We start from the raw sequence: 15,794 nt of genomic DNA, 5'->3' as shown, positions 1-15,794 counted from the left end.
GTCCTGGTACTGACGGCGCAGGCAGGGACCCAGGCTCGAAGCGAATCGCTGGCGTAAAAAAAGCCGGGCTCCGCCCGGCTTAGTCGTTAACCGACGCGATACGTCCCGGTCCAGCTTTGCCCCGCCTCCAGCGTCACCGGATCGAGCAGCGCCGGCTCGATGCACACGAAGCGCTTGTAGTCGTCGTTCTCCATGTCCGACAGCGCCGCCGCATCGACCGCCCCCGGGTTCCAGACCACGGCGTCGGTAAAGCCGGACTGCTCCAGCAGCGTCACGCCGGCGCTGGTGGCCAGCTGGGCGCGTCCCGTCACGTGCGGATAGACCGCATCGAGCTTGTCGACGATCGAGATCTCGTCCGAGGAAATGCCTTCGATGCGCACCTCGCACACGTCCGGCACCAGGTGGTAGGTATGCAGCGCGGCCGAGAACGGGAAGGGCTCGGCGCCCAGGTTGCGCACGGTGAAGTGCATGCGCAATTCGTTGGCGCGCACCGCCACCCGCAGCGACAGGGCGAAGGTGTGCGGCCAGGCGTCGGCCACGCTGGTCGGCAGGTCGCCCGCGGCCAGGTCGAACACGGCCCAGGCCGCGCCGTCCTCGTCCAGCCCGCTGTCGTCCAGGCGCCAGTTGTTCACGCGCGCGAAGCCGTGGCGCATGCCCTTGCCGCGCTCCGCGAACTGCGGGAAGATCACCGGCACCCCGCCGCGGATCGCCTTGCTGCCGTCGAGCGTCGATTTCTCGCTCAGGAACATGCGCTCCCGGCCGTCCGCCCCCTTCCACGAGACCAGGTGGGCGCCGTACAGGGTGATGGTGGCTTGCGCGCCGTCCGGGGCCTGGACGCGGATCGCGGGCAGTTGCCCGAAGCTGGTATGGGTGGCAAGGGTCATGGCAAAAGGGTCGAGGGTCAGGTCTGGCGGCTCTTGGCCATTGGCGGGTTGTCGGCGAAGTAGCGCTTGATGCCCTTGGCGATGGCGTCGGCCAGCTGGTTCTGGTAGCCGTCGTCGCGCAGCCTGGCTTCTTCGTCGGGGTTCGAGATGAATGCAGTTTCCACCAGAATCGATGGAATGTCAGGCGCCTTCAGCACTGCGAAGCCGGCCTGTTCGACCGCGGCCTTGTGCAGGCGGTTGATGCCGCCGATCTCGCTCAGCACGGCCTTGCCGAGCTTGAGGCTGTCGTTGATCTGGGCCGTGGTGGACAGGTCGAACAGCACGCTGGCGATCTGCTTGTCCTGCACCGCGAAATTCGCGCCGCCGATCAGGTCGGCCTTGTTCTGGTCGTTCGCCAGCCAGCGCGCCGCGCTCGAGCTGGCGCCTTTCTCGGACAGGACGAAGACCGAGGACCCGCGCGCGGTGGGCGAGATCCAGGCGTCGGCATGGATCGACACGAACAGGTCGGCCTGCACCTTGCGCGCCTTCTGCACGCGCTGGCCCAGCGGCACGAAGTAGTCGCCGTCGCGGGTGAGCATCACGCGGGTGTTCGGCAACTGTTCCAGCTTGCCCTTCAGGCGCTTGGCCACGGCCAGCACGATGTCCTTTTCGCGGCTGCCGTTGGCGCCGATCGCGCCCGGGTCTTCGCCGCCGTGGCCGGGGTCGAGCGCGATGGTGACCATGCGCACCACCTTCTGCGCCGGCGCTTTCGCGCCGCCTTTCGAAGGCGTCGGCTGCACCGCGTGCTGCGGCGGGGTGCCGTCCAGGCCCGACATCTCGGATTCGAGCTTGGCGATGGCGTCGGGGCCGGCGCCGGTCTGGGCCGGCGGCGTGGCGGGCAGGGGCGAGGCCGGATTGGCGCTGTTCGCCACCGCCTCGGCCGCGTCTTCGGTCATCCAGTCGCCCTTTTCGATCAGCGCGGCGATCGGGTCCACCGGCCTGGTCGGATACAGGTCGAAGATCAGGCGGTGCTTGTAGCCGGCCACCGGCGCGAGCGTAAACACCTGCGGCTTGATCTCTTCCTTGAGGTCGAACACCAGGCGCACCACGTTCGGCCGGTTCTGGCCCACGCGCACCTGCTTGATGTAGGGGTCGTTCGACTCGATCTTGGCGACCAGGCTTTTGAGCGTATCGTTCAGGCCCAGCCCGTCGATGTCCACGACCAGCCGCGGCGGATCGGGCACGAGGAAGTGCTGGGTCTTGAGTTCGCTGTCGTTTTCCAGCGTCACGCGGGTGTAGTCGGGCGCGGGCCAGACGCGGACGGCCAGGATCTGGGCGGCGTTGGCCGGCAGCGGCGCCACCACGGACAGCAGCAGCGTGCCGCCGGCCTTGAGCAGGGTGCGGCGGCGCGCGGACGCGGGCTGCGCGGCGATCAGGGAGTCGGCGGGGTGTAGGCGAGACGGTCGAGGCATAGCTGGCCTAGTTGAGACAACGCCTGCAATTCTACCTCACGCCCGAGACCGCTGACGTTAAGCAATACCCGGACGTCGGGTGGGGGCAACACCGGCGCGCCTTTTTCGGGCCATTCGACGATGCAGATGTTACGGCCGTCGAAGTCTTCGCGGAAGCCCGCATCGAGGAATTCCTCGGGGCTGGACATGCGGTACAGGTCGTAATGGATGATGTTGACGGCCTGGCCGTCCAGCTCCACGCGGTAGGGCTCGGACAGCGTGTAGGTCGGGCTCTTGACGGTGCCGCGGTGCCCGGCGGCCTGGATCAGGGCGCGCGTGAGCGCCGTCTTGCCCGCGCCGAGGTCGCCGTGCAGGTAGATCACCAGTCCGGGTTGGAGCGCGCTGGCGAGCGCCTGGCCCAGGGCGATGGTGGCGGATTCGTCGGGCAAGTAGGCTTTGAAGGGCTGCATCGAATAAAATACTATGTTGATCAGCGCACACGCGCCACGTTGTTCCATCCTGCCATGTTGACATCCCCTCCCGACCTGCACGAGCTCGCACGCACCATCAAGACATGGGGCGCGGAACTCGGTTTTGCCGACGTGCGCATCGCGGACGTCGACCTGGCGCATGCGGAAGCCGGCCTGCAGGCCTGGCTGGATGCCGGTTGCCATGGCGAGATGGATTATATGGCAAGCCACGGCATGAAGCGTGCCCGGCCCGGCGAACTGGTGCCCGGCACGGTGCGCGCCATCGTCGCGCGCATGGACTACCTGCCCATGACACGCGGCGGCGACTGGCGTGCCGAGGAAACGCGGCGCCAGCTGGAACCCGGCGCCGCCGTGGTCTCGGTGTATGCACGCGGCCGCGACTACCACAAGGTGCTGCGCAACCGCCTGCAGGCCTTGGCCGAGAAGGTCAAGGCGGCGGTGGGCGAGCTGGGCTACCGCGTGTTCACCGATTCCGCGCCCGTGATGGAGCTGCCGCTGGCCGAAAAATCGGGCCTGGGCTGGCGCGGCAAGCACACCCTGCTGCTGTCGCGCGCGGCCGGTTCCACCTTCTTCATCGGCGAGATCCTGGTCGACCTGCCGCTGCCTAGCGACCCGCCCACCGGCGCCCATTGCGGCCAATGCCAGGCCTGCATCGAGGTCTGCCCGACCCAGGCCATTCTGGGCCCGGGCCGGCTGGACGCGCGGCGCTGCATTTCCTATCTGACCATCGAACTGAAGGGCAGCATCCCGGAAGAATTCCGCCCGCTGATCGGCAACCGCATCTACGGCTGCGACGACTGCCAGCTGGCCTGCCCCTGGAACAAGTTCGCGCAGCGCGCGGCCTTGCCCGACTTCGACGAGCGCAACGGCCTGGGCGATGCCGGCATGGTCGAACTGTTCGGTTGGGAAGAGGAGGAATTCAATCGCCGGATGGAAGGGAGTCCGATCCGGCGCATCGGCCACGAGCGCTGGCTGCGCAACCTGGCGGTGGGGCTGGGGAATGCCGCCGCCGAGGGCCTCAGGGGCGACGCGGCGATCGTCGCGGCGCTATCGGCGCGGGCGGCGCATCCGTCCGCCCTGGTGCGCGAGCATGTGGCCTGGGCGCTCGCCCGGCACGCACAGGCAATCTGAGGCTTCAGTCAATACGCTTGAGGCGCAGGCCTGACCAGTCGCCGTCGATCGAGATCATGGCCACCGCGGTGATGCCGTTCTCCTTGGCATAGGCGTTGATCGAATCGCGGTTGATGTCGGTGGCCTTGGAGGCGGTCTGCTTCAGGTAGGCGATCCAGAGCGAACCTTTTTCGCCCAGGCGTTCCTTGGCGACCGGCAGGTAGTGCTCGAGCTCCTTGCGGTTGAGCGCGAACATCAGGATCACGTCGAAGGGGCCGTCGCCTTCCTTGACCAGCTGCGCCGGCATCTGCGCCGCAACGCCCGGGTTGGCCTGGCCGTTGAGGATCAGCATCGATTTCGCCGTCCTCAGGAACATTTTGTCTGCAACTGTTTTTTCGCTCATGAGAATTCCTAAATGCAATAGCTCCGCGACATGAACGGTCGCGGCGTTCCGGTTCATTTTACAAGGCTTCCTTCAATCGGCTGGGACGCTTGCCGCGCGCAAAAGAAGGAGAACGGAGAGCAATTGAGGGCGGTTCAGGAACTTCCAAGGAGCGGGTTTATTTCAGCAGACCGGCCAGCTCGACCGCCGTCTTCACATGCATCTTGTCGAAGATATGCGCCCGGTGCACCTCGACCGTGCGCATGCTGATGCCGAGCTTGTCGGCGACCACCTTGTTCATCATGCCGGCCAGGATCAGGTCGAGCACCTCGCGCTCGCGCGCCGACAGCGTGGCCAGGCGCGCCTGCACCACGGCCGCCTCGGCCGCCTTGCGCGACGCGGCCAAGGCTTCCTCGACGCGGTCCATCAGCACGTTGTCGTTGAAGGGCTTTTCGAAGAAGTCGAAGGCGCCGCGCTTGAGCGAATCGACCGCCATCGGCACGTCGCCGTGGCCGGTCAGGAAGATTACCGGCAGGCGCCCGATCAGGCCGTTTTTTACCAGTTGGTCAAACACCGCGATGCCGTTCATGCCGGGCATGCGCACGTCCAGCAGCACGCAGTCGCCGCGCGCGCCGCCCGTGCCGATGGCGTGCGGCGCGCCGACGGCGGCGAGGAATGCCTCGCCGCTGGCGTAGCCGCGCGCTTCCAGGCCGCGCGACTGCGCCAGCCAGGCGAGCGCGTCGCGGATGACGTCTTCATCGTCGACGATGTGCAGCATGTGAGGGTCTCCGTGCGTTTTCTTGTTTTGTCAGCGGCAAGGGCCGCAGGCGGATTTTAGCCCAGCGCCCGGTTCGCCGCTTGCGCCGGCAAGGCGAAGCTGAAGATGGTGCCGCCGGCCGGGTTCGGCGCATGCGTGAGCGTCCCGCCGTGGAACTCGATCGCGGTGCGGCAGATCGACAGGCCCATGCCCATGCCGTCGAGCTTGGTCGAGAAGAAGGGCGAGAACAGGCCGGCCGCCACCTCGGGCGGGATGCCGTGGCCGCGGTCGATCACCGAGACCGAGACCGTGCCCTCGTCGTGGGCCGCGGTGATGCGCAGCACGCGCTGCTCCAAGGGCGTGGCGTGCATCGCCTCGATCGCATTGCGGGTGAGGTTGAGCAGCACCTGCTCCAGCATCACGCGGTCGGCCTCGACCCGCGGCAGGCGCGGCGGCAGCTCGACCCGCAGGATCACGCCGGCCTGGCGCGCCTGCAGTTCGATGAGCGCGTGCACGCCTTCGACCACGCTGTGGATCGTGACCGGTTCGCGGCGCGGCTCGCGCTTCTTCACGAATTCGTGCACGCTGCGGATGATCTGGCCGGCGCGCTGGGCCTGCTGCCTGGCCTGTTCCAGCGCGTGCCTGAGCATGCCCGCATTGACCGGCTCGCCCGCCTTGCCGGTGCGCTCCAGCACGTTGAGCGCGCCGGCCGTGTAGCTGGAGATCGCCGCCAGCGGCTGGTTCAGCTCGTGCGCCAGCATCGAAGACATCTCGCCCATCGTCGCCAGGCGCGCGCTGGTCTCCAGCTTTTCCTGCTGCTGGCGGTTGAGTTCTTCGGCGCGCTTGCGGTCGGTGATGTCCTGGACCGAACTCATCCAGCCGGTCTGGCGGCCGTCGGCATCGACCAGCGGCGCCTCGTACACCAGCACCGGCACGCGGGTGCCGTCGGGGCGCTGGAACACGGTCTCGAACTGCGGCGTGATGTTCCCCGACAGGACGCCGCGGAAGCGCTCTTCGTACTCGAGCATCACTTCCGGCGCCCAGTAGGGCATGGGCGGCTTCTTGCCCACCAGTTCCTCGCGCGGCAGGCCGACGATCTCGCAGAAGGCGCGGTTCACGTAGGTGACGCGTCCCTCGAGGTCGCGCGCGCGCAGGCCGGTGATCAGGGAATTCTCCATCGCGGTGCGGAAGGCCATCTGCTGGCGCAGCGCGCGCTCGGCCGCCAGCGTGCGCGAGATGTGGCGCCACAGCGAACCCAGGCTCAGCACCAGGCCCAGGGCCAGCACGATCACCGAGCCCACCAGCAGGTTCGGCAGCAGCTGGGGCGCGCGCTTGGTGCTGTCGGTGGACAGCACCACCAGCGCGCCCGGCAGGTCGAGCTCGCGGCGGTGGGTGTAGATGCCGCGTCCCGGACCGCCGGCCGCGCGGCGCGCCACGGCGTGCTCGTCGCGGTCGAGCAGGGTGAGGGCGTTGTCCTGGGCGAACCACCATGGCACGGTCTCGTCGAGCAGCACCTGCAGGCTGTAGGTGGCGACCAGGCTGCCTGCCGGCTTGCCCTCGGCATACAAGGGCAGGTAGTAATCGATCATCCCGGGCGTGGCCTGGCTTGCGCCGTAGGGCTCGCTGTAGCGGCCGCGCCGGGTGGCGCCGGCCACGCTGGCGGCCAGCCGGGTGGGCGCGGGCAGGGCGGCGGGCGCTTCCAGGCCATGGCTGGCCGCGATCGCGCCGTTCGCGTCGTACCAGACGATGCGCACCAGTTCGTGGCCATTGTTGAACATCTGCCGGAAGCGCGCCTGCAACGCCGCGGGCGAGGGCGGGCGCGCCACCAGGTCGGCGCCCAGCCCGGCCAGCGCCTCTTCGCTGCGCGCCAGCTCGAAGCGCAGGGTCTGCTCGACCCAGAGCGTATCGGCGATCAGCTGTTCCTGGCGTTCGGTCGCTTCCATCTGGCGCGCTTGCCAGGGCAGCCAGATCAGGACGGCCAGGAACAGCAGCACCAGCAGCACCGGCACCAGCCAGCGCCAGGAGCGTGCGCGCTCGTTGGCCGGCAGCGGGTCCGCCTGCTGGGCGAACGGAAGTTTCATCGATGCTCCGTATTTCGTTACACTGTCGGGTTATTGTGGAAGTCCACGATGGCGCGCCGGGCGCATGCCGCGCAGACTGGATCCACCCATCATATTCTCGTTGTCTTCAGGATGAACCGAACCGCCATGCAGATCAAAACGATCGCCGCAGTGCTCCTCGCCTGCGCAGCCAATGGCGCATGGGCGCAGGCGCCGATCGTCATCAAGTTCAGCCACGTGGTCGCGCCGGACACGCCGAAAGGGCGCGCCGCCGAGCGCTTCAAGCTGCTTGCCGAGCAGATGACCGGCGGCCGGGTCAAGGTGGAAGTCTACCCGAACAGCCAGCTCTACAAGGACCGCGAGGAGCTCGAGGCCCTGCAGCTGGGCGCGGTGCAGATGCTGGCCCCGTCGCTGGCCAAGTTCTCGCCGCTGGGCGTGAAGGAATTCGAGGCCTTCGACCTGCCCTACATCTTCCCGTCGAAGCAGGCGCTGTACGCGGTGACCGAAGGGCGCATCGGGCGCGGCCTGCTGCGCAAGCTCGAACCGAAGGGCATCACCGGCCTGGCCTACTGGGACAACGGCTTCAAGGTGATGTCGGCCAACAAGCCGCTGCTGGAACCGGCCGACTTCCGCGGCCTGCGCATGCGCATCCAGGCCTCGAAGGTGCTGGACGTCCAGATGCGCGTGCTCGGCGCCCAGCCGCTGGCGCTGGCCTTTTCGGAAACCGCCCCGGCGTTGCGCGACGGCGTGGTGGAGGGCACCGAGAACACGCCCTCGAACATGTTCACCCAGCGCATGCACGAATCGCAGAAGCACCTGACGGTATCGAACCACGGTTACCTGGGCTATGCGGTCATCGTCAACAAGAAGTTCTGGGACGGCCTGCCGGGCGCCATCCGCAGGCAGCTGGAGCGCGCCATGGCCGAGGCTACCGCCTATGAGAAAACCATTGCCCAGCGCACCAACGACGCCGCCTTGGAATCGATCCGGCGCGCCGGCACCACCACCATCCACACGCTCAGCCCGCAGCAGCAGGCCGATTGGCGCCGCGCCATGCAGCCGGTGTATACACAGATGGAAACGCGCATCGGCAAGGACGTGGTGCAGGCCATCCGCCGCGAAGTCGGTCATTAAGCGCGCCGGATGACACACAAATGACACACATGCGAACGGTCATGCGTTTTCTTCATAACTAAAATAATTTTTCTCATGTGGTCAAAAAGATACGCAGGCGTAGGGAGCTTGCGTTATGATGGGGCCTTCTCGCACCCACATGGTGCGTACGCGAACAGAACACACACGGTTTTGGGGAGCATAGAGAAAATCACGGTAATCCATACCGGAGAACTATCGAGGAGACACACGTTTTACAGAAGCCGTTAGCACAGCTAAACGGCCGGGGACGTGACCCGAATTGGAGCGCACTTTCGAGTGCGCTTTTTTTTGCCCAAATTGCCGCCCGGTTTGCTGCCCGGGACTGGCCGGGCGCCATCCCAGCGAGTAAGATGGCGGGATGAAGACTGACCCGGCAAGCACCCTGTTCAACGCCATCGTTCCGGCGGCATTCGGCGCCATCGGCATCCGCACCATGGAAGGCCGGGTGCGCGAACTGGTCTACCTGCCGCCCTCGTTCGAAGAGAAGGCCGGCGACAGCGAGGTGGCCGAGCAGGCCGCCCGCCAGGTCGCGCACTACCTGCAGGACGCCGATTTCCGCTTCGATCTGCCGCTTGTCGAGGCCGGCACCGAATTCCAGCGCCGCGTCTGGAGCGAAATTTCGGCCATCCCGCGCGGCAACGTCAAGACCTATGGGCAAGTGGCCAAGATGATCGGTTCGGCGCCGCGCGCGGTCGGCCAGGCCTGCGGCGCCAACTGGTTCCCGCTCATCATTCCCTGCCACCGCGTGACTGCTTCCGGCGGCCTGGGCGGCTTCTCGAACCAGGACGACGAGAACGGCTTCCATCTTTCGGTCAAGCGCTGGCTGCTGCGCCACGAAGGCGCCACCGCATCCCCATGGCAGCAGCAATCGATCTGGGACTGATCGACGAGTTCTGCGACACCCTCTGGCTGGAACAGGGGCTGGCCAAAAATTCGCTCGACGCCTACCGCCGCGACCTGAAGCTGTTCGCCGGCTGGCTGCAGGTAAAACGCCCGCAGCGCGCCGGCCTGCTCGCGGTCCAGCCGGACGACATCGCCGCCTATTTCGCCGAACGCCACGCCGACACCCGGCCCAGCTCGGCCAACCGGCGCCTGTCGGTGCTCAAGCGCTTCTACCAGCTGGCGTTGCGCCGCAACCAGATTCCGCACGACCCCTGCCTCAAGATGGCCTCGGCCAAGCAGCCGGTGCGTTTCGTCCATACCCTGAGCGAAAGCCAGGTCGAGGCCCTGCTGGGGGCGCCGGACGTGTCCACGCCGCTGGGCCTGCGCGAACGCACCATGCTGGAGCTGATGTATGCCAGCGGGCTGCGGGTATCGGAACTGGTGGAGCTGAAGCTGGTCGAAGTCAGCCTGAACGACGGCGTGCTGCGCATCACCGGCAAGGGCAGCAAGACCCGGCTGGTGCCCTTCGGGCAGGAAGCGCGCAGCTGGCTGGAGCGCTACCTGAAGGATGCGCGCGGCATCATCCTGAACGGGCAGGTCGACGACGCACTGTTCGTTACCGGCCGCGGCGGCGCGATGACGCGGCAGATGTTCTGGATCCTGATCAAGAAGCATGCACAAAAGGCCGGCATCCAGGGGCCGCTCTCACCGCATACCCTGCGCCATGCCTTCGCCACCCACCTGTTGAACCACGGGGCCGACCTGCGCGTGGTACAACTGCTGCTTGGACACGCCGACATTTCGACCACACAGATCTATACCCATGTTGCGCGCGAGCGCCTCAAGCACCTGCACGCCCAGCACCATCCGCGTGGTTAATTCAAGCCGCGCGGCCGCGGGTCGGCCATAATGATCCGGTAGCATCGCGGTATCCATCCCATCCACTGTCAACGAGGTGAACATGGCACGGACGAACTTCCAGTACGAAAAGCGGCAACGAGAACTCGAAAAGAAGCGCAAGGCGGAAGAAAAGGCAAAGCGCAAGCAGGAAGCGAAGCGCGAGGGGCCTGACGGCGCCGCTGCCGGGGCGGAGCAGACTGACGCCCCGCAGGACGAGCCGGCCCCGCAGGACGCCGCCTGACGGCGAGGTCCGCGGGAACACCGGCACACAGGGTTGGTTCGCGCTCGGTCTCCGTCCTGGCGGCAGGGTGGAGCTCCTTGCGCATGTTGCCAATATAAACAGCCAGTCCTGTTGCATCCAGCCGGATGCGACGGGCGGTCGCCCCGTGGGTCCGGACTGCGGATGGGCGCGACGAAATGCAGATTGTCCTGCTTTTTGCGTACCCGCAAACGGGGCATCGATGGGGCGCGGAAGAATGATGGGATTGTCATGGAATTCATGATTGTTTCCGTCTGCAAAGGATTCTTCCGTGAGCGAACAAGCGCGAGACCCGACCGGCTGGCCCAGTGGGCCGCGCGGCCTGGACTTGCCCCCCGATCCTGTCCCTCACGCGCCGCCGGACGCCCCGCCACACGTGCCGCACGCCCCGGCGCCCGGCGCCCTGCCCGAGGGGAGCGCCACCGACGGGCCGGGCCGCCAGGCGCTCGACTGGCTCTACCGTTTCGTGACCGCGATCGAACTGGCGCCGGCGGTGGCCGTCCATTCGATGGATGCGGCCGGCGTGGTGCGCTTCTGGAACCACGCCTGCGCCCAGCTGTTCGGCATCCCCGCCAGCCATGCGCTGGGCAAGCCCTTCCGCGACCTGGTTTCCCACCTCGACCGCCAGCCCGAGTTCGACGGCGCCATCGCCGCCATCTGGCGCAGCGGCGCGGCGCCGGCGCCGCGCGACTGGCAGGTCCAGACCGCGGCCGGGCGGCGCCTGTGGCTGCACTCGAACCATTTTCCGGTCAAGCGCGACGGCGCCACCCAGCAGGTGTTCTGCATGGAGGTCGACATCACCGCGCGCAAGCAGGTCGAAGATAATCTGGCGCACGCGGCGCGCGTGTTCGAGAACGCGCACGAGGCCATTATCATGATGGATGCCGAATACCGGGTGCAGGCGGTCAACCCGGCCTTCACCGACGTCACCGGCTTCGATGCCGCCGACATCGTCGGGTCGACGCTGGCCAGCCTGCCCTGGGGTAACGACCAAACCGGCTTCTACGAAAGCATCTGGTCCCAGCTCGACGGCAACGATCGCTGGCAGGGCGAACTGCCGGCCATCCGCAAGAATGGCGAGCACTACACCGCCTCGGTGGCCCTGACCACCATCCGCGATCCGCACGGCGAGGCCAGCGCCCACATGGCCATGCTGTCCGACATCAGCGAACGCAAGCGGGTCGAAGAGCAGGTGCGCCACCAGGCCGAGCACGATCCGCTCACCGGCCTGCCGAACCGCACCCTGTTCCTCGACCGCATGCACCATGCGCTGGCCACCTGGCGCCGCCAGCGCGACAGTTTCGCCGTGCTGTTCCTCGACCTCGACCGCTTCAAGGCGATCAACGACAACAACGGCCACCAGACCGGCGACGCGGTGCTGCGCGAAGTCGCGGCGCGCCTGCGCGGCTGCGTGCGCCGGGTCGATACCATCAGCCGCCTCGGCGGCGACGAATTCGTGGTGCTGCTGGCCGACATCGGCGGGGCCGACCAGGCCGCCCACGTCGCCAATTCGGTGATGCAGGCCGTGTCCCGCCCGTTCGACGTGGCCGGGCACGCGGTCGTGCTGTCGGCCTCGATCGGGGGCGCCATCTGCCCCACCGACGGCGCCGACGTCGACACCCTGATGCACCATGCCGACGTGGCCATGTACCACGCCAAGCAGAGTGGGCGCAGCAGCTTCCGTTTCTTCAGTCCCGAGATGAACGCGCGCGTGGTCGAGCGCGGCGAACTCGAACAGCGCCTGCGCCAGGCGCTCGAGCGCAACGAATTCGTGCTCGAGTACCAGCCCGAGCTCGAGGTCGGCTCAGGCAAGGTGATCGGCATGGAAGCGCTGATCCGCTGGCGCCATCCGGAACGCGGCCTGCTGCTGCCGCACGCGTTCCTGCCGGTGGCGGAAGAATGCGGGCTGATCGTGCCGATCGGCGAGTGGGTGCTGCGCGAGGCCTGCGCCCGGGCGCGTGCCTGGCGCGACGCCGGACATGCGGTGACGGTGGCCGTGAACCTGTCCGACATGCAGTTCCTGCACGGCCGGCTGCTCGACACCGTCGACGAGGCGCTGGCGCAAGCGGGGCTGGCGCCGGCCTGCCTCGACCTGGAGGTCACCGAAGGCGCGCTGATGCGCGGCGATGCCGGGCTCGACGGCGCCGTGGCGGCGCTGCGCAGCCGCGGCGTGCAGCTGACCGTCGACCGCTTCGGCACCGGCATGGCCAGCCTGTCCTCGCTGCGCCGTTTCCCGCTGTCGAAGCTGAAGATCGACCGCAGCTTCGTGGGCGACATCGGGCACGACCCGGTCGACGCGGCCCTGATCCCGGCCATCATCGCGGTGGCGCGCAGCCTGCAGCTGCGGGTAGTCGCCGAAGGCGTGGAAACCGAGGCGCAGCTGCGCTTCCTGCGCCAGCACGGCTGCGACGAATACCAGGGCTACTACGCGGCCGGGGCGAGCAGCCGGCCCGAATTCAATCCCGCCCGCCGCTGAACGGGGCGGCCTGCGGATACAAGCGAATCCGCGCCAGCACCTGCCCGTGGTCCGAGGCTTCCGGCAGGCCCAGGTTCAGGTGGTCGTTCAGGTAGACCACGTCCACCACTTCGCCGATCGCATTCGGCAGCAGGGGATTGAACTCCTGCGACACCAGGATGTGGTCGATGGTCGAGTGGCGGCTTTCGTGCACGATCGAGAACCCGACGTTGCGCAGGTTGTCCTGGTGCAGGCGCAGCCGTGCGGCGTCGAACATGCGCTCGGCCAGCGGCGCGCCTTCGCCGAGCACGATCTCGGTGGTGACCGAATCGGCGACGTCGTTGAAGTCGCCCAGCACGATGCGCGGGCGCTGCTTGTCGCGCGCCATGTCGGTGAGCAGCACGCGCAGCGCGGTGGCCTCGGTGCCGCGCCTTATCAGCGAGCGCAGGCAGGCCAGGGCGTACAGGTTCGGGTCTTCGCCGGTGTCGCTGCTGCGGTAGTCGGGGCGGCGCGACTTCAGGTGCACGACCACGACGTCGATGACGATGCCGGGCGCCAGCTCGATCTCGGCGTGTAGCGGCGCGCGCGTGAAGCGGTCCGGATCGCGGCTGCCCGGCGGCATGGCCACGCTGTCGGGGAACATGCTCATGGCGTGGGCGCGGCTCAGCACCGGCAGGCGCGAGACCAGCGCCACGCTCGGCGTCAGGCGCGGCGCGTCCGGCTCCGGATCGAAGCCCAGGTGGGTCGCTTCGCGGAAGCGACGGGTGCGCGCCAGCACTTCCCTCAGCGTGGCCTGCGAGAAGATTTCCTGGAAGCCGATCACGTCGGCATTGAGCAGGTCGATCTGGTGCGCGGTCCAGTCCAGCTTGGCCTCGTATTCCTCGGGCGTGCAGGGCGCCAGGTTCTCGTAGCAGCGCACGCCGGGCGGGGCCAGGTTGAAGGTGTTAAAGGTGGCAAAGCGAATTTCTTGCTGCATAATAGAAACCCCTTATGTTCGTCTTTAGCGTACCACGCATGGCCAAGAAAGAGCACGTTTCAGAGACACCCGCGACCCAGTTCCTGCGCAAGCATGGCGTGACATTTACCGAACATCCCTACGAGTACGAAGAGCACGGCGGCACCGCCGTTTCTTCGCGCGCACTCGGCGTGCCCGAGCACGACGTGGTCAAGACCCTGGTGATGCAGGACGAAGCGGCGCGTCCGCTGATCGTGCTGATGCACGGCGACTGCAAGGTCTCCACCAAGAACCTGGCGCGTGCGATTCCCTGCAAGTCGGTCGAGCCCTGCCGCCCCGAGGTGGCGCAGCGCCATTCGGGCTATCTGGTGGGCGGCACCTCGCCCTTCGGCGTGCGCAAGGCGATGCCGGTCTATGTCGAGGAATCGATCCTGGCGCTCGACAAGATTTATATCAACGGCGGCCGCCGCGGCTACCTGATCGGCATCGCCCCGTCGGTCCTGATCGACGTGCTGGGCGCGAAAGTCGTGCAGTGCGCCCTGGCGGAATGAGCGGTTTCTATTGCCAATGAGCATGCCCGATGGTGTATAGTCCCAGCGCCCGGCCATCTGTACCGACAACAAAGCAGGAAGCAAGCACACACCCATGAACACCCTGATTGCCACCATCGCCGCCTATCTGATCGGCTCGATTTCCTTCGCGGTCGTGATGAGCCGCGTCTTCGGCCTGTCCGACCCGCGCACCTACGGCTCCAAGAACCCGGGCGCCACCAACGTGCTGCGCAGCGGCAGCAAGAAGGCCGCGATCGCCACCCTGGTCGGCGACGCCGCCAAGGGCTGGCTGGCGGTCTGGCTGGCGGTCCACTTCGGCCCGCAGTTCGGCATCGAGGACGGCGGCATCGCACTGGTCGCGATCGCCGTGTTCCTGGGCCACCTGTGGCCGGTGTTCTTCAAGTTCGTGGGCGGCAAGGGCGTGGCGACCGCGCTCGGCGTGCTGCTGGGGATTAACGTGTGGCTGGGGCTGGCGACGCTGGCGACCTGGCTGATCGTCGCCTACGCCTTCCGCTACTCCTCGCTGGCGGCCCTGATCGCCTCGGTCTTCGCCCCGTTCTATTACGGCCTGCTGTTCGGCGCCGACGAGATCCTGTTCGCGGTGGCGGCGATGAGCGCGCTGCTCCTGTGGCGCCACAGTGGCAATATCGCAAACCTGATGGCGGGGAAGGAATCGAAGATCGGCAGCAAGGCCAAGGGCGCGGCCAAGAAGTAAGCCGGCGGTCCGCATCGGCACAGGGGGCAATGCCAAAAGCATTGTCCCTTTTTTCATGGCGCACCGAAAATGCCGCATCGCGTTACCATATCGCCATCAGGCACCTGCGGTGCCGCAACGAACATGAAAGGTGGCACCCCATGACTCAACAACTCCGCATCGACTTCGTCTCGGACGTCTCCTGCCCGTGGTGCGCCATCGGCCTGAGCTCGCTGGAACTGGCGCTGGCCCGCGTCAAGGGAGAAGTCGCGGCCGACGTGCACTTCCAGCCCTTCGAGCTGAACCCGAACATGGGACCGGACGGCCAGGATATCGTCGAGCACATCACCGAGAAATACGGCGCCACCGCCGAGCAGCAGGCCAACAGCCGCGAGATGATCCGCCAGCGCGGCGCGGACGTCGGCTTTACCTTCGACATGGAACGGCGCGGCCGCATCTACAACACCTTCGATGCGCATCGCCTGCTGTGCTGGGCCGAAGAGGAGGGCCGCCAGCGCGACCTCAAGATGGCCCTGTTCGAGGCCTATTTCACCCACTGCGAAGACCCGAGCAACCACCAGGCGCTGCTGCGCGCGGTCGAGCGCGTGGGCCTGGACCGCGAGCGGGCCCAGCGCATCCTGGCATCCGAGGACTACGCCGACGAGGTGCGCGAGCGCGAGCAGTTCTTCCAGCGCGCCGGCATCCATTCGGTACCGGCCATCATCATCAACCAGCGCCACCTGATCTCGGGCGGCCAGCCGCCAGAAGTGTTCGAGCAGGCGCTGCGCGAGATCGCGGCGCGGGGCGACGAGGCTCCTCAGCAATAAAC

General features: G+C 67.2%; 16 protein-coding genes. 9 read left to right on the top strand and 7 right to left on the bottom strand.

The window, feature by feature from the left end:
* Window positions 1–86: 86 nt before the first annotated feature.
* From AB3347_RS04740 to tsaE, 3 genes are read right to left on the bottom strand one after another with little or no spacing between them, the layout of a single operon-like run.
* Window positions 87–884, bottom strand: coding sequence for a D-hexose-6-phosphate mutarotase (locus AB3347_RS04740; RefSeq protein WP_369090635.1), 798 nt, complete (start codon window positions 882–884; stop codon window positions 87–89).
* 17 nt (window positions 885–901) lie between these two features.
* Window positions 902–2,335, bottom strand: coding sequence for an N-acetylmuramoyl-L-alanine amidase (locus tag AB3347_RS04735; protein ID WP_369090634.1), 1,434 nt, complete (start codon window positions 2,333–2,335; stop codon window positions 902–904).
* The gene (gene tsaE / locus AB3347_RS04730) at window positions 2,296–2,784 is read right to left on the bottom strand and encodes a tRNA (adenosine(37)-N6)-threonylcarbamoyltransferase complex ATPase subunit type 1 TsaE (protein WP_369090633.1); all 489 of its coding nucleotides are present in this window, start codon (window positions 2,782–2,784) and stop codon (window positions 2,296–2,298) included. Before tsaE ends, AB3347_RS04735 begins: the two co-directional genes overlap by 40 nt.
* Window positions 2,785–2,838: 54 nt before the next feature.
* Here tsaE and queG point away from each other — a divergent pair, with 54 nt between their 5' ends.
* Window positions 2,839–3,936, top strand: a complete 1,098-nt coding sequence (queG, locus tag AB3347_RS04725; RefSeq protein ID WP_369090632.1) for a tRNA epoxyqueuosine(34) reductase QueG — start codon at window positions 2,839–2,841, stop codon at window positions 3,934–3,936.
* 4 nt (window positions 3,937–3,940) lie between these two features.
* Here queG and AB3347_RS04720 read toward each other — a convergent pair whose 3' ends face one another.
* From AB3347_RS04720 to AB3347_RS04710, 3 genes are all read right to left on the bottom strand, one after another.
* Entirely contained in the window at window positions 3,941–4,318 is a 378-nt protein-coding gene (locus AB3347_RS04720; RefSeq protein ID WP_369090631.1) for a DUF3052 family protein, read from the bottom strand.
* Window positions 4,319–4,475: 157 nt separating this feature from the next.
* Entirely contained in the window at window positions 4,476–5,075 is a 600-nt protein-coding gene (locus AB3347_RS04715) for a response regulator transcription factor (RefSeq protein WP_369090630.1), read from the bottom strand.
* Window positions 5,076–5,131: 56 nt separating this feature from the next.
* Window positions 5,132–7,135: a nitrogen regulation protein NR(II) gene (locus AB3347_RS04710; protein ID WP_369090629.1), complete on the bottom strand. Its 2,004-nt coding sequence runs from the start codon at window positions 7,133–7,135 to the stop codon at window positions 5,132–5,134.
* A gap of 126 nt (window positions 7,136–7,261) precedes the next feature.
* Between AB3347_RS04710 and AB3347_RS04705 the strand changes: the two genes are divergently transcribed.
* The 5 genes from AB3347_RS04705 to AB3347_RS04685 all read left to right on the top strand — a co-directional run bounded on the left by AB3347_RS04705 (window position 7,262) and on the right by AB3347_RS04685 (window position 12,786).
* Entirely contained in the window at window positions 7,262–8,248 is a 987-nt protein-coding gene (locus tag AB3347_RS04705) for a TRAP transporter substrate-binding protein (RefSeq protein WP_369090628.1), read from the top strand.
* 379 nt (window positions 8,249–8,627) lie between these two features.
* Window positions 8,628–9,152 (top strand): methylated-DNA--[protein]-cysteine S-methyltransferase, encoded by a 525-nt coding sequence (locus tag AB3347_RS04700; RefSeq protein ID WP_369090627.1) that lies wholly within the window; start codon window positions 8,628–8,630, stop codon window positions 9,150–9,152.
* A complete protein-coding gene (gene xerD / locus AB3347_RS04695; RefSeq protein ID WP_369090626.1) occupies window positions 9,125–10,030 on the top strand; it encodes a site-specific tyrosine recombinase XerD in 906 nt (301 codons plus the stop codon). The genes AB3347_RS04700 and xerD overlap by 28 nt, the downstream gene beginning before the upstream one ends.
* Window positions 10,031–10,112: 82 nt before the next feature.
* A complete protein-coding gene (locus AB3347_RS04690; RefSeq protein WP_369090625.1) occupies window positions 10,113–10,292 on the top strand; it encodes a hypothetical protein in 180 nt (59 codons plus the stop codon).
* Between the two features lie 289 nt (window positions 10,293–10,581).
* Window positions 10,582–12,786: a putative bifunctional diguanylate cyclase/phosphodiesterase gene (locus AB3347_RS04685; protein ID WP_369090624.1), complete on the top strand. Its 2,205-nt coding sequence runs from the start codon at window positions 10,582–10,584 to the stop codon at window positions 12,784–12,786.
* Here the strand turns inward: AB3347_RS04685 and AB3347_RS04680 are convergent.
* On the bottom strand, window positions 12,767–13,741 hold the full coding sequence (locus tag AB3347_RS04680; RefSeq protein ID WP_369090623.1) for an endonuclease/exonuclease/phosphatase family protein: 975 nt from the start codon (window positions 13,739–13,741) through the stop codon (window positions 12,767–12,769). The genes AB3347_RS04685 and AB3347_RS04680 overlap by 20 nt on opposite strands.
* Before the next feature lie 38 nt (window positions 13,742–13,779).
* Between AB3347_RS04680 and ybaK the strand changes: the two genes are divergently transcribed.
* The 3 genes from ybaK to AB3347_RS04665 all read left to right on the top strand — a co-directional run bounded on the left by ybaK (window position 13,780) and on the right by AB3347_RS04665 (window position 15,792).
* Window positions 13,780–14,271, top strand: coding sequence for a Cys-tRNA(Pro) deacylase (ybaK, locus tag AB3347_RS04675; protein WP_369091066.1), 492 nt, complete (start codon window positions 13,780–13,782; stop codon window positions 14,269–14,271).
* A gap of 94 nt (window positions 14,272–14,365) precedes the next feature.
* Window positions 14,366–14,986 carry a glycerol-3-phosphate 1-O-acyltransferase PlsY gene (plsY, locus tag AB3347_RS04670; RefSeq protein WP_369090622.1) on the top strand — a complete coding sequence of 207 codons (621 nt, stop codon included), beginning with the start codon at window positions 14,366–14,368 and terminating at the stop codon, window positions 14,984–14,986.
* Between the two features lie 140 nt (window positions 14,987–15,126).
* Window positions 15,127–15,792 carry a DsbA family oxidoreductase gene (locus AB3347_RS04665; RefSeq protein WP_369090621.1) on the top strand — a complete coding sequence of 222 codons (666 nt, stop codon included), beginning with the start codon at window positions 15,127–15,129 and terminating at the stop codon, window positions 15,790–15,792.
* Window positions 15,793–15,794: the final 2 nt, after the last annotated feature.

It is taken from the genome of Massilia sp. X63 (assembly GCF_041023745.1).
Taxonomy (GTDB): Bacteria; Pseudomonadota; Gammaproteobacteria; order Burkholderiales; family Burkholderiaceae_D; genus Telluria.
The sequence above is the reverse complement of the archived record's forward strand: the minus strand, read 5'-3'. Positions and strand labels throughout refer to the sequence as shown.

Coding starts and splice junctions, on each gene's coding strand:
- AB3347_RS04740 (WP_369090635.1), bottom strand. CDS start 884: ATGACCCTTGCCACCCATACCAGCTTCGGGCAACTGCCCGCGATCCGC.
- AB3347_RS04735 (WP_369090634.1), bottom strand. CDS start 2,335: ATGCCTCGACCGTCTCGCCTACACCCCGCCGACTCCCTGATCGCCGCG.
- tsaE (WP_369090633.1), bottom strand. CDS start 2,784: ATGCAGCCCTTCAAAGCCTACTTGCCCGACGAATCCGCCACCATCGCC.
- queG (WP_369090632.1), top strand. CDS start 2,839: ATGTTGACATCCCCTCCCGACCTGCACGAGCTCGCACGCACCATCAAG.
- AB3347_RS04720 (WP_369090631.1), bottom strand. CDS start 4,318: ATGAGCGAAAAAACAGTTGCAGACAAAATGTTCCTGAGGACGGCGAAA.
- AB3347_RS04715 (WP_369090630.1), bottom strand. CDS start 5,075: ATGCTGCACATCGTCGACGATGAAGACGTCATCCGCGACGCGCTCGCC.
- AB3347_RS04710 (WP_369090629.1), bottom strand. CDS start 7,135: ATGAAACTTCCGTTCGCCCAGCAGGCGGACCCGCTGCCGGCCAACGAG.
- AB3347_RS04705 (WP_369090628.1), top strand. CDS start 7,262: ATGCAGATCAAAACGATCGCCGCAGTGCTCCTCGCCTGCGCAGCCAAT.
- AB3347_RS04700 (WP_369090627.1), top strand. CDS start 8,628: ATGAAGACTGACCCGGCAAGCACCCTGTTCAACGCCATCGTTCCGGCG.
- xerD (WP_369090626.1), top strand. CDS start 9,125: ATGGCAGCAGCAATCGATCTGGGACTGATCGACGAGTTCTGCGACACC.
- AB3347_RS04690 (WP_369090625.1), top strand. CDS start 10,113: ATGGCACGGACGAACTTCCAGTACGAAAAGCGGCAACGAGAACTCGAA.
- AB3347_RS04680 (WP_369090623.1), bottom strand. CDS start 13,741: ATGCAGCAAGAAATTCGCTTTGCCACCTTTAACACCTTCAACCTGGCC.
- ybaK (WP_369091066.1), top strand. CDS start 13,780: ATGGCCAAGAAAGAGCACGTTTCAGAGACACCCGCGACCCAGTTCCTG.
- plsY (WP_369090622.1), top strand. CDS start 14,366: ATGAACACCCTGATTGCCACCATCGCCGCCTATCTGATCGGCTCGATT.
- AB3347_RS04665 (WP_369090621.1), top strand. CDS start 15,127: ATGACTCAACAACTCCGCATCGACTTCGTCTCGGACGTCTCCTGCCCG.